The 13,230-nt window shown below is 54.5% G+C and carries 10 protein-coding genes; 9 read left to right on the forward strand and 1 reads right to left on the reverse strand.

The features are described 5' to 3' along the window. Window positions 1-105 precede the first annotated feature (105 nt). From RBB77_RS13430 to RBB77_RS13440, 3 genes are all read left to right on the forward strand, one after another. Window positions 106-1,485 (forward strand): Hsp70 family protein, encoded by a 1,380-nt coding sequence (locus RBB77_RS13430; protein WP_353062256.1) that lies wholly within the window; start codon window positions 106-108, stop codon window positions 1,483-1,485. A 679-nt stretch (window positions 1,486-2,164) separates the two neighbouring features. After that, window positions 2,165-2,791, forward strand: a complete 627-nt coding sequence (locus tag RBB77_RS13435) for a hypothetical protein (RefSeq protein WP_353062257.1) — start codon at window positions 2,165-2,167, stop codon at window positions 2,789-2,791. A gap of 129 nt (window positions 2,792-2,920) precedes the next feature. Then, complete coding sequence (locus RBB77_RS13440; RefSeq protein WP_353062258.1) at window positions 2,921-3,175, forward strand: DUF3606 domain-containing protein; 255 nt, start codon at window positions 2,921-2,923, stop codon at window positions 3,173-3,175. Between the two features lie 601 nt (window positions 3,176-3,776). Here the strand turns inward: RBB77_RS13440 and RBB77_RS13445 are convergent. Further along, complete coding sequence (locus RBB77_RS13445) at window positions 3,777-4,076, reverse strand: hypothetical protein (protein WP_353062259.1); 300 nt, start codon at window positions 4,074-4,076, stop codon at window positions 3,777-3,779. 334 nt (window positions 4,077-4,410) lie between these two features. Between RBB77_RS13445 and RBB77_RS13450 the strand changes: the two genes are divergently transcribed. The 6 genes from RBB77_RS13450 (at window position 4,411) to RBB77_RS13475 (ending at window position 13,226) form a co-directional block, all read left to right on the forward strand. Then, complete coding sequence (locus RBB77_RS13450) at window positions 4,411-4,557, forward strand: hypothetical protein (RefSeq protein WP_353062260.1); 147 nt, start codon at window positions 4,411-4,413, stop codon at window positions 4,555-4,557. A 152-nt stretch (window positions 4,558-4,709) separates the two neighbouring features. Continuing rightward, window positions 4,710-6,551, forward strand: coding sequence for a gamma-glutamyltransferase family protein (locus RBB77_RS13455; RefSeq protein WP_353062261.1), 1,842 nt, complete (start codon window positions 4,710-4,712; stop codon window positions 6,549-6,551). Between the two features lie 570 nt (window positions 6,552-7,121). Continuing rightward, window positions 7,122-10,331 (forward strand): TonB-dependent receptor, encoded by a 3,210-nt coding sequence (locus tag RBB77_RS13460; RefSeq protein WP_353062262.1) that lies wholly within the window; start codon window positions 7,122-7,124, stop codon window positions 10,329-10,331. Between the two features lie 122 nt (window positions 10,332-10,453). Then, the gene (locus RBB77_RS13465; protein ID WP_353062263.1) at window positions 10,454-11,152 is read left to right on the forward strand and encodes an IS6 family transposase; all 699 of its coding nucleotides are present in this window, start codon (window positions 10,454-10,456) and stop codon (window positions 11,150-11,152) included. Window positions 11,153-11,476: 324 nt separating this feature from the next. Continuing rightward, window positions 11,477-11,794: a PadR family transcriptional regulator gene (locus tag RBB77_RS13470; RefSeq protein ID WP_353062264.1), complete on the forward strand. Its 318-nt coding sequence runs from the start codon at window positions 11,477-11,479 to the stop codon at window positions 11,792-11,794. Then, window positions 11,781-13,226: a TolC family protein gene (locus tag RBB77_RS13475; RefSeq protein WP_353062265.1), complete on the forward strand. Its 1,446-nt coding sequence runs from the start codon at window positions 11,781-11,783 to the stop codon at window positions 13,224-13,226. The genes RBB77_RS13470 and RBB77_RS13475 overlap by 14 nt, the downstream gene beginning before the upstream one ends. Window positions 13,227-13,230 lie beyond the last annotated feature (4 nt).

Consider the following 13,230-nt stretch of genomic DNA (forward strand, 5'->3'; position numbering starts at 1 on the left):
AGAAAGCACTTATCCATGATAGAAATGTATGATTTGTAAATATTTCATTAGACAGGACTTATTGGCACACTGGCGGGCTCGGAATTGATTGTTCATGCTCTACCTATGGTTGAAGTTGACGGCGACACCAACATCCCAACCGTAATCAACTACAGCGGGGAGGGCGTCAAGGTCGGACGACAGGCAATAACTGTTAGTTCCAGACCAGGCGGCCTCCTCAATGAAGATTTTAAGATCGATCTCGGCAGCTATGATCCTAAAACTCTTATACGTAAACGTTTTCGCATTCAATCGGGGTCAGAAAAGTCTGCGGCAGAAATCACATCTGACTTTCTGAATGAACTCTTGAATCGTACCCGTCGTTGGCTATCCCTAAACGGTTTAGATATCGCACCGAGCATCTTACTCGCTGAGCCCCTCAAAGATCCGGATCAGCCCAATTGGATTCCGAACTATCGTGCAAATCTAACGAGAATATTTGTCGGTAAAGGCTTTGATAAATCAAAGATAGACTTCCTGCCTGAGCCGTTTGCAGTATTTCAGTTTTATCGTTACGGCTATCGTCATCCTGCTCTCGCCGACAAACGAACTCATAGGGCACTCATTCTCGATTTTGGCGGGGGGACATTCGATACTTTCGTCATTGAGACAAAGAAAGATGGAGACATTCGGTACAACGGTCGCAATTCTGATCCCCTAGGAGCCTCGTCTGTACCAATTGGTGGGTTCGAAATCAATCGACAAATTGCGGAACATCTTGTGATCTCTTTTCATAAAGGAAACGAATCAAAAATAAAAAAAGGCCTGGAGATTTACAAAAAATGGAGAAGAACACCTGAAGATCTATCCTCTTATTCCGCTGAGTACTTCACTTTCGTACAGAACTTTGATCGTTTCGTGCACGACGTAGAGAATGTAAAAATTGCGTTGAGTCGAAATATTTCATCTTGGAACTTGGACAATGCACCTCGTATCAGCGTGCCTGTCCGCGTGCTGCAAGACTTTTTCTCAGTTTCGAGTTCATCACAGACACAACAGTTGCACGCATCAGAGCTCTTGAATATTTTCTCTAAGAAGATATGGCCGCGCCTAAAAGAAAAAATTGCTTCGACACTGAATAGTGCGCGTTCACAAATGAACGGGGCTTCGATAAACGTAGTCTTACTGTCGGGGGGGGCGTCAGGATTCGGCTGGCTGAAGATGCTTTTACTGCGTGATTTCGAGTCCGAAATCCGAGAAGCAAATGTTTTAACTTTGCCGGAATACCATGCCATCGTAGCTAAAGGTCTCGCTATAGAATGTGCCAGAAGATTTCATGTAGACAAGGGCGATTTTGGATCCGTTACCTACAACCGGCTTTGCTTGACCTTAGACTCCGATGACAAGGGTGAGCTTCTTCCCAAGTACGCTGCTAAGTTTGGCACTGAGAAGACTGTTCTACCAGACGGAGTTCTCTTGCCTTCAGCGACCGCACTAGGACATTGATCGAGACTCCTCTTCGATGGAAGTTCCGCTTGGATCATCCGCCGAAACAAAAGCTGGAATACTACTTTATGCGGTCGGGCTTTGATCCAGAAGACCTCGTAAATCTTCAGAACGTTGAGGAAACAGTGCTTTTCACTCCGACCAAATCTGACTTCGACAGCCAATTACAAGTCGAGCTAATCGTCAGCAAAGACGGTACAGCTCAACCGCGCTTTATATATAAGACCGGACGAGAAGGCGAAGATTCCGTCGCCGTTGCAGGTAGGCCTTTTTATCTAGACATGACAAACGTCGGTTCCGGAGAAACAGATACCGCTTACCTGGGAATCGATTTTGGGACAAGTAACTCCGCGATCTCTTATCTAAGCAGACAATATATGGATGTTCTCAGAGCAAGATCTGCGGATAACGAATGGCTGACGCTACAAGAACTCATTTCCTCACTACCTTATACATTAGCCAGACCGCTAAATCGTGTCATGGGTGGATCGTCGAGCATGCAGTCACACGAGGGTTTTATGAGAGCACTTGAATTCATTGAAGCAGCGCTTGCCCTCCTTGCCTACACAACATACATCGAACTATGCACGACAGATCGAGGTAAGACCCGAACTTTTAAGGGTTTTACCCAAAGGTCTATCGGCCCTTATGGGGTCTGCTCAAAGAGTGTCTTAGTTCGTTGGGCAAGAAAGCTGTTATCGCCAAACCAGCGCTCAGGTTACTCGAACCTGAGCGGGTTGAGGACATGAATAAAATTGTTCATTCTCTAAACCAACGGAAACACAACAAGACCTCAAGCGACGAAATCGACATCGTGGGCGCAATGACCTTCATTGGAAACGTCGCTAACGATGTCTACAAGGTTTCTCCTTTCGGCTTTTTTGAAGGAGTTCAGAGAAAGAGATTTGGCAAAGGTTACTCGGGACGCTTTCGTTTGGCACACGGTGCCTTACAGCCATTTTCTTTGTGTGTTGACTATGAAGGCGCTGAAGCCTTCTCGAACTATCAGCCTTTCGTCTTAGACTTGCAGCAGAAAGAGGTGCTCTGTATGGAGCCTTTGGCATTTTGGGAAGAATGTCCTAACCACCAATCTACCGATGAACAACATTTTTTCCTTTTCGACCGCGATAGAGGATCCGATCTAGAATTCAAGGCGACGGGATACGACTGCTGTATGACCCTGAAGGGCGAAAATGAAAAATATAAGAGTCTCGTCGAAGAATTGAAGAGTTGGCGTCAAGAAGACCCCCACCTCGAGAAATTCGCTGTGGACAAGATCGTTTTACTCGATGATTCTGAACCTTAGACTTTATCTGGTTCTGATAGGTCAAGGTTTGCGCCGCTGAGTCACCACAACACCAATCCGCTTTCGTTATCGTGGCGTGCATTACCTCTTCCGCATCTAACTGACGAACGCGAAAAGAGGAGCAAATTAATGTCTCATCCAGATCCCGCACGGCCGCATGAACACGAAGAGGTTGAGAAGTCCAAAGTTCGCACCGCTCATGCGGAGCACGTCGAGCCAGAGAAAGGCCCGCATGCTCCGAAGGAGATTAATCCGAAGATGTCGTCCGATATTCATTACTGGGCGAAGGAGTTTGGTGTGACGGGCGATCAGCTGCATGAGGCGATCCGCGTGCATGGTACGCATGTGGAGAAGGTTCGCGCGGCGCTGAGTCATCACAAATAACAGCTAATACAGAGATGCCCGCTTTCGTGACTGCTGCGTCGTCACGAAAGCGGGCATTGTTTTGCTTATTCAAAACGAGAACGACCGAATTTTATTATTGTTTTATCTTCAAAGACTTACAGCAAAAGTGCACAAAGTATGGATGGCAGTAGCTTAGGCGAATATAAAGCGAACATCCTATGGCTACTGCTCATGCAATCCGTCTCCAGATTGAAACCAAGCTGGCTCAGAGAGTGCCCCGGAGCTGTTCGCCACTGGTATGACTGGAGTCGATGAGATGCTGGGCGGCGGTGTCCCGCGTGGTTGCATCACCGAGGTCAGCGGAGCAGCCTCGACCGCCATTCACTTCGCGAAGTATCAGAGTAGTGATTAGCTACGGCGAACGAAATTGAGCAAAAAGAACGGCAACCGCGAAAACCCGACTTGAACAATTGGCGAAGTCTAAATGGGGTACACCTCAATTGGACAGGTTCGCCGCCCGTTTTCTTTGCCCAAATAGGTTCCCCAATCGATTATTTAGACGCTATCTAATAGAGATAAAGGGCTCTTTTGGACGTGGCAAATAGTCTGAGTTGCCTCTTCGTTCGGTCAGAAGTTGTCGTCATCCTGGGAGACGCTGCTCCTCCCAGCTCAGGGGAAGGGTTTTCGTTAAGGCGAGCAGTGTGACTAGGGGCGGGTGGTTTCCTGAGAGAATCGCTTCGTAGAGCGTCGGAGAGAGGGCCGCTAATCGAAGAATTCGAGAGGTGTAGCGTTTGTTGAGGCCGGCTTTGGCCGCAAGCTGCTCCAAGTTCTTCACGTCCCCAGAGACGATCCAGTCCGACCATGTTCTCGCCAGTACGGCGGCGCGCACGAGGGAAGCGATCGGAGCGCCGCTCTTACACTCTCCCTTCGACAAGATCAATTTGACTTCGCTTCCGCGCCGTGCGAACGATATCGGTTCACGCAGCTCGATATCGACCGGTGAATCGCCTGGACGCACGCCCCCAAGGAAGCTCTTGTACAGCTGTGCTCCGCTCAAAACCATACGCACCCGAGCAGGCCGCCGATGCACAGCGCGCGATCGAGGCCGGCGGACTTCGCGGTCGGCCGGTAATCCTCTTCTAGCGACCCTGCCACCATGCAGGCCAGCCATTCGGCCGTTCAGTGATCTTCGTCGAAGTGCGACCGGCGTTTTCCGGGTTGTTCGAGTCGCGCTTGCAGCTGCGGGCCTGACCGCAGGAGAAAGGAACAAAAACATGGCACAAGAGCTCACAGTCGTCGTCACGGGATCCACGGGTAAACAAGGCGGCGCCGTCGCGCGGGGTCTCAAGCTGTTTGCGGATGGCCAAGTCTCTACCATTCCACCGGTGAATCCGTCTGTCACGGTATCTAGAGTGATCTGATATTTCATTGCTCGGGCGGAGACAGTCCGCTTGGGTAAAGAAGCAAGATAAGAACACCTTGATATATTGGATATCTCAAAGCGAAACGCCAAACGGATGCCTTTGATCGCACCTCCTTTCTTGTCTGCAAACATTTCGACCAGGAGAACACATTGCGCCGTCGCTCATTTATCGCCGCACTCCCGCTTGCTGTCGCTTCGGTTCATCCATCCATTGCCATTGCCCAGAGCGACGACCGGAAAACAGGCGCATCGAACACTTCGCTGCCGAAGTTTCAGCCCGCAGGCGACGAGCGCTTCGTACGGCCAGACGTTCACGCCGGCGATCGCGTTTCAGGTGCCAGCTTCGCCAGCCGTTCCGCCGCGATGGGATGCTCTGGAGCCGCCGGTACAGCCCATCCCATCGCAACCTTGACTGCAATCGAAACCCTGAAGCGAGGCGGCTCCGCAATCGACGCCGCTATCGCCGCCAACGCCTGCCTCGGCTTCCTCGAGCCTACGAGTTCCGGCATCGGTGGCGACTGCTACGCAATGATCTGGGATCCAAAGCTCGCCAAGGTCGTCAGCCTAGCTGGCTCCGGTCGTTCTCCGAAATCCCTGACACTCGAGACCGCTCGCTCCCGCGCCAAAGACGGAGCTCTCCCGCCCCTTGGGGCAGTTAGCGTCTCGACCCCTGGAGCACTCGACGCCTGGTGGACTCTCCATCAGCGCTACGGAAAACTCAAGTGGGCTGAGCTCTTCGAGCCCGCGATCCATCTCGCCGAATCCGGCGTGCCTGTCCCACAGATCATCGGCTACTACATCAAGCGAAACCTCACTGCCTTCACGCGCCCTGGCTCGGGAGTCGAAGAGACCGCGAACGCGTTGCACACCTGGGCTCCCAACGGCAAAGCTCCGAACGAGGGTGATGTCTTCCGCAACCCCGATCTTGCCCGCACGTACAAAATGATCGCCCAGGGAGGCCGCGACGCCTACTACGACGGCCCCATCGCCAAGACCATCGACGCCTACTTCAAGCGCATCGGCGGCTGGCTCTCCGCCGAAGATCTTCGCGACCAGCACGCCGAATGGGGCGACCCTCTCGTCACCAACTATCGCGGCGTCGACGTCTACGGCATGGCCGCCAACACGCAAGGTCTCGCCACTCTCCAACTCCTCAACATCGCCGAAAACTTCGACCTCCGCAACATGGGCTTCCAGTCTCCGCAGTCTATTCACGTTCAGATCGAAGCCAAGCGCCTTGCGTACGAAGACCGCGCCCGTTACTACGCCGATCCCCACTTCGCCAAAATCCCCTACGAGTTCCTCAACTCAAAGTCCTACGCGGCCGAGCGCGCCAAACTCATCAAACTCGACGGCATCCTCACCCCCGTACATCCTGGGCAGGCTCCCAGCCACGGCGACACCACCTACTTCACTGTCTCAGACAAAGACGGCATCATGATCTCCATGATCCAGTCCAACTTCCGCGGCATGGGCTCCGGTCTCGTCGCCGACGGCCTCGGCTTCATGTTCCAGGATCGCGGCGAACTCTTCTCGCTGCAGGACGGTCACCCAAATATCTACGCCCCCGGCAAACGTCCTTTCCAAACCATCATCCCCGGCTTCGCCACCAAAGACGGCAAGCCGTGGATGTCCTTCGGTGTCATGGGCGGAGACATGCAGCCTCAGGGTCAGGCTCAGATCATCATCAACCGAGTCGACTACGGTCTGGATATTCAGGCCGCCGGCGACAGCCCCCGCTGGCACCACGAAGGCAGCTCGCAATCCATGGGCGAAGACCCCAAAGGCCTCGGCCCAACAGGCATCCTGCGCCTGGAAGCCGGAGTTCCGACAGCGACCCGCGAGTCCCTCATTGCTCTAGGCTGGCCGATGGGACCCTCCGACGGCGGCTACGGACGCTATGAATGCATAGAACACCGCATGGATGGCACCGACCGCGTTTACTCTGCGGCCTCAGAGATGCGCGCCGACGGCTGCGCCCTCTGCTACTAACTTGGCCAGAGATCCATCCTTGTCTGACTCGATAGGCGCACGCGCGACCCACTTTGGATGATCGTTACTGTTTTAGGGAATCGTCGTCTAACTGAGTGACGTCTTCGGCAGCTTTTTCTATTGCCCTTTATTTTGTTTTAAATCGGATCTTCTTGAAACGCTCCGCTACGGCTTCCTCTTTGCTTGCCGCTCGCATTGAGTCGATGCTCACATCCTAAAGTGGCGAAATTAGCTCGAAGAAACTGACAGAACTGATTGATTCCACTACCCACATTTGCACTCATTACTTTGTCGGCAGATTGACGAAAAATAAATCCGCCCGTAATGACTCGGCATATTGACACCGCTGGAAATAGGTGAAATTTTAGATATCACCACGAAACGGTTTTGTTGTGGACTGATCTCGGTCCGACTCAGACAGTAAATCGAGGCCGACGAGAGCGGTCCACCGCCGTTATTTGGGCCGATCGAATGTACTTGTCACTACGTACGTTTCGAAGTCCTTTTTCGGCCGCAGTTCTTCCATAGAGAGATCGTAGGTGTTGCAACTTCATCTGCAGGAGGCCTGAAGTGAAGATTTCAGATAAGTTCTCAAACGCATTGTTAGGTTTTGTTCTGTTCTTACAGATGAGCGTTGGCGTGTGTCTTGCACAGTCAACGGCGAATCTGTCGGGCACCGTGATAGACCCAACCGGTGCAGTGGTTCCGGGCGCGCATGTTAGAGTACATTCGCTTGCCACGGGCCTTGATCGCGAGGTTGTTACCGATGGGGCGGGAATTTATGGCGTTCCGTCGTTGCAACCAGGCGAGTACGATGTGCAGATTTCGGGTGCGGGCTTCAGTTTATATACCGTAAAAAAGCTGGTGCTGGAAGTGAACCAGACGGTTGCGGTGAATGCGCAGCTTGCTCTGATATCCGCCGGCGAAACGGTGCAGGTGGACAGTGGCGCACCGCAGATCGAGACGCAGACCATGACGGTCGGGCAGGTCATCAACAGCGCGACGGTGCAGCAGATTCCACTGAACGGGCGGCACTTTCTGGATCTGACGGTGCTGACGCCCGGCGGCGTGGTTGCTCCAACGGCCGGAAGTCTGACGGCGGCCAGCCGCGGTCTGGGTGCCAACTCTTTTGACTCAGCAGGGAATCGCGAAGACTCGGTAAACTTCCAGATCAACGGCGTGAACCTGAACGACATAAGCCAGAACCAGATCACCTTTCAACCGTCGATCAGCACCACCTCCGAGTTCAAGATCGATAACTCGACGTTCAGCGCAGAGTATGGCCGCAGCTCGGGCTCAATTGTGAACGTTGCCACGCGCTCCGGCACAAACCAGTTTCATGGCGAGGCGTTTGACTACTTCCGCAACGACGCGCTCGACGCGCGCAACTACTTCAACCGCAATTTCAGCCCTGCAACCGGACTACCGATTCCTGGCCTACCGGGCGAGAAGGCGCCGCTCAAGCGCAACAACTTCGGCGGATCGGTGGGCGGTCCCATCTGGAGAGAACACACCTTCTTCTTCGGCAGCTATGAAGGCCTGAGGCAGAAACAGGGCATTCTGCAGAACAGCACGGTGCTTACGGCCGCTCAGCAGGCGCAGATCGCGGCGAACGCGGCACAGTTTCCAGCAGCTGCCAAATTGGCAGCGCTGCTTCCGCTGCCGAACAGCGGAAGTAATTATGTCGCGTTCACGCCTGGTCCCGTTAATATTGACCAGTTCACCGTCGACATCATGCACCAGTTCAGCAGCTCAGATTCGGCGCATGGTTTCTATGCCTTCCAGAAAGACGTTCGTACGGAGCCTGCGTTGCAGGGCGATACGATTCCCGGATGGGGCGATCACCGCAACGCGCATCGGCAGATACTCACCTTTAACGAGACGCATGTCTTCAACCCGAACTTCGTGAATGAAGTGCGTCTCGGCTTCAACCGCATCTCCATCGCCTTCAACCCGGCCAATCTTACTAATCCGAATGATGTAGGCCTCGGCGATGGCCTTCAGGGCAATGTTGGCCTGCCGCAGATCACTCTCTCCGATATTGGTCTGGTTTTTGGTGGGCCTGCGGGGTTCCCGCAGGGACGCAACGATACGCTTGGCATTCTGTCCGATACGGCGACATTGCTGCGCGGCAGGCACAGCATCAAATTCGGAGGGGAGTACCGCCGCTATCTGAGCGCCAGCTTTGCCGGGAACATCGGCACCCTTACTTATGTGAGCACACCCAATAACTTCGAGATGGACAACGCCACGGTCTTCAGTATTCAGCCAAATACTGTCACCAGCCGTGTCTACGACACTGCAGTCGGAGGCTTCGTGCAGGACAACTTCAAGCTCACACCGAAGGTGACGCTGGAGTATGGCTTGCGCTTCGAGTGGAACGGTACGCCTGTGGAAGGCGCGAACCGATTTGTGCTCTTCAATCCGAATGGAAACGGCGGTCCAACGCTGACGCAGGTGGGCACCAATGGAATTCCAGCCAACGGCGCCTACTCGCAGAACTACAACATCGAACCTCGGCTGGGATTTGCGGCCGACGTCTTCGGCACGGGGAGGACCGTGGTGCGTGGAGGCTATGCGTACCTGGTCGATCAACCGGTTTCGAACGTAGTGGGCGGACTGTACACCAATCCCCCCTTCAGCACCGCAGTCTCTTACAATGGAGCTCCCATTCCGGTCTCGACGCTGTATGCATCGGCGAAGGCCTCGGCCATCGGGATCAGTTCCGTCAACCCTAACCTCAGGAACGGGTATATCGAAAGCTTCAATCTGAACGTGCAGCAGGCGCTTGCCGCGGGCATGGTTGCTTCGATCGGATACTACGGATCGGTTGGACGCCATCTGCGTATTACAACCAACGAGAACCAGGCTACCGGTCCAGTTGGATCCCCGCATCTGTATCAGAAGCTCTCACCCAATAGCCCCATCGATGCCAATACCTCCATCGCTGCCAACATTCCGGAGGTGAACAGCATCGGCATCTCGAATTACAACGGGATGTGGGCGACGCTGAGCAAGACCATGAGACGCGGACTTGAGTTCAATATGAACTACGAGTGGACGAAGTCGATGGATCTCAACTCACTCGGGTCACAGGGCGGCCTTACTGCCGCAGGCGGCGCTCCGCAGGACAGCAACAATCCCAGCGGCAACTACGGGCTGTCGGATTTCGACACGCGCAATCATTTCGCCGGAACCGCGATCTATAACCTGCCCTTCAAGGGCAACCGCCTGGTCTCGGGCTATCAGCTTTCGACGATCGTCCAGTACCAGACCGGAAACCCCATCAACATACTTGCAAGTAGCTCAAGCTTCAACGGCCTTACCGGCGCCGTACGCCCCGACAAGGTTGGTACCATCACCACGCATAAATCGCAGGGTGCTATTGCCAACGTCACGTTCATTCCGCACTCGAATGTTTGCCCCATCGGACCGACTCTGGCAGTTCCGGCTGGATGCAGCCTGCAGATTCAGGGAACGCAGGCGACTCCTACTGCAGCCATCGTCTACACCGGCATCGGCAATATCCAGCGAAACGCAGCGACCGGCCCTGGATTTGCGGACTTCGATCTTTCTGGAGAGAAGGACACGAAGCTATTTGAGGGGCTTAACTTTAAACTGCGTGTGGATGCCTTCGACATTCTCAACCATCCCAACTTCGGTCAACCGTCTGGCAACACGCAGTCTTCGACCTTCGGCCAGATCTCCTCGACCCGCTTCGCCACCAGCGATGGCGGCTCTTCCCGTCAGCTTCAAATTAGCGGTAAGTTTGTGTTCTAGATAGGCTGCCTGAGACGACGCTTCGCTGAGTTGCTTTCAGCGGGGCGCCGCTTTGTTTAAGCTGCCTCGATGCGTTCGACAGGCATTGTCAACTTGCGCACGAAACCTGAAACACTGGTGCCATGAAGAGTGATTGCTTTCGTTACTCTGGCTATCGTTTTTCTTCCCAGATCATCAGCTATGCGGTGTGGGCTTATCATCGCTTCTGCCTGAGTTTCCGGGATGTCGAAGATCTTCTCGCCGAGCGCGGCATCATCGTATCCTATGAAACGATCCGGCAGTGGTGTGAGAAGTTCGGTCTCGACTATGCTCGGCGATTGAAGCGACGAGAGGGACGGCTGGGCGACCACTGGCATTTGGATGAAGTCTTCATTCGAATCAACGGCCAACAGCGGTATTTGTGGCGCGCCGTGGATCAGGACGGCGACGTGATCGACATTCTGGTCCAGCCGCATCGTGATCAGCGCGCCGCAGAGCGATTTTTTCGAAAACTCTTGCGTGGCCAGGGTTCCGAACCACTGCAGATCATTACCGACAAATTGAGAAGCTACTCCGCTGCCATGCGAAGCATCTTCAGCAACGTGACTCACAGGGTGGAGCGGTACGCCAACAATCGCGTCGAAGCCTCGCATCAGCTAACGCGCCAACGGGAACGGCAAATGCGCCGATTCAAATCTGCCAGGCACGCACAACGCTTTCTCTCCCTCCATGATGCCGTCCGAAATCTGTTCCGTGTAGGCCGACACTTATTGAGGTCTAGCAATCACCGGCTCCTGCGATCGCGGTCATTCGCGGTCTGGCGGGAAGTGACTGTGGCCTAAGCCAGCGCAAGACCCGCAGCGTTCCCAGCTCAGGATGTCCCTCAACGTCTTAAGTTGACAATGCCCTTTGGGAACCACACCAGCGTTGTACTTGAGAACAGATGCAAAGGGCAAATAACGCCCTGTATCATTTGCGATTGAGAGCATGTGCATCGCGCTCAATCGGTTAATAGTAGCCGTGGCGGGTGCTAGGGTTGCGGTACGCCACCCCACGCAACCGAGTGATCTTACCTCTAGTCCCCTTTGCTCCCGCGGGACTCCAAACATGATTTCATCGTGCCTTAAGGTTTGATGTGCTATCGTGTTTCGATAACGAGGTGCGATATGGATGGCGATAAGGATAACCGCGATCTTTACTCCGGCATGATCCGTCTTCACATCCTGCATCACGCCGAGCATGAAGCCATCTTCGGAGCAGGCATGGCAGAAGAGCTTGCCCGGCACGGATACAAGATCAGCCCCGGAACCCTTTATCCGATCCTCCATGGCTTAGAAAAGCGCGGATATCTAAAGTCCGAGGAAGAAAGGTCCGGCAAGAGTATCCGGCGTCTCTACCGGATCACGGCTCCCGGTCGTCGTGCGCTCAAGACAGCGAAGCTCCGGGTTCGCGAGCTATTTGGAGAGCTCATTGAAGGCAAATAGTCCATTAATTCGAGATTTCCGGCAGATCCGTGGGATCGGTATTGGCAGCTTCCTCGTAGCCAGTGCTTCGGCTGTGGTTTTGGCCCAGTCCCCGGTCGCAGCTACTTCCGCAGCAGCCCCTGATCTCACGATCGCTCAAGTTGTTCAGGATGCCCAGCAGAACTACCCCGCGATCCATGTCTCCGAACAGGAGCTCAACGCGGCTGCGGCAAATATCCGGTTAGCGAGGACTTCCTATCTTCCACGCCTCGATGGGATTGTGGAGGTCAACAGGGCCACGCGAAACAACGTCTTCGGTACGCTCCTCCCTCAGAGTATTTTGCCAAGCATGTCCGGGCCGGTGATCGGGACGAACGACGCCGGGTCCGTTTGGGGAAGTGCGACTGGGCTCCTAGTCAATTGGCAACCATTCGACTTCGGCCTACGACACGCGAAAGTCGAATCAGCCGCTGCAGCACGCGACCGGGCGAATGCGAATGTCCAGAGAAGCCAACTTGAGGTCTTAAGCGCAGCGGCGGATGCCTTTCTGACGGTGCTTGCAGCCGGTCAAGCCCAGAATGCCGCTCAAGTTGCCGTCGAAAATTGGGAGACCCTGCGCAAGAGTATCGATGCACTCACGACGTCGGAACTGCGTCCCGGCGCCGACGAATCGAGGATCGAAGCCGAGAAGGCGGCTGCGAATACTCAACTGGCCCTCGCGACAGAAGCGGTCGAGATAGGACAGGCGACCCTCTCGAAATTTCTCTCGAAACCCGATGATCTGGCGAGGCCGCTCAACTCCTCCCATCTCCTTGGGGAAGTTCCTTTGGGAGCAGAGGACGATGCAGCTTTTCATCCAGAAAATACGCCCACCATGTTGGAGCAACATGCGGTCGTCTCTCAGTCAGCTTCGGAGCTTCACGCCACTGACCGAAGCTGGGTTCCGCAGTTCAACCTTGAAGCAGCGGGTTATGGGAGAGGCAGCGGCGCAGAGACAAGCGGACAGCGCTTGGGTGGAGCAAATGGTCTCGCTCCAACCGTAGGAAACTACGCTGTCGGTCTGCACATAACCTTTGGCTTTCTCGATTTCGCCAACATCCACGCTCGCGAAGCTTCACAGGCTGCCACCCTAAAAGCAGAGCAGTCTCGCGAGACTTTGGTGGGGCGGCAACTCCAGGAACAGTTCGCCCAGGCACGAGCCGCGCTGCGTGCGACGCGCAGCATCGCAAAGAACACTCCCATTCAGGCGGCTGCTGCTCGAACCGCTCTCGCCCAGGCCACGGCTCGTTATAAGGCCGGCCTCACATCAATCGATGATGTGGCGCAGGCACAACGTCTTGTGGTGCAGGCAGAGATGGATGATTCGATTGCGCGCCTGAATGTCTGGCGAGCGTTTCTTCAATTGCAGTCTATCCGCGGTGATCTTCAGCCTTTCCTTCAGGCAGCTCAGTAATTCA

The sequence above is a fragment of the Tunturibacter psychrotolerans genome (assembly GCF_040359615.1).
Taxonomy (GTDB): Bacteria; Acidobacteriota; Terriglobia; order Terriglobales; family Acidobacteriaceae; genus Edaphobacter; species Edaphobacter psychrotolerans.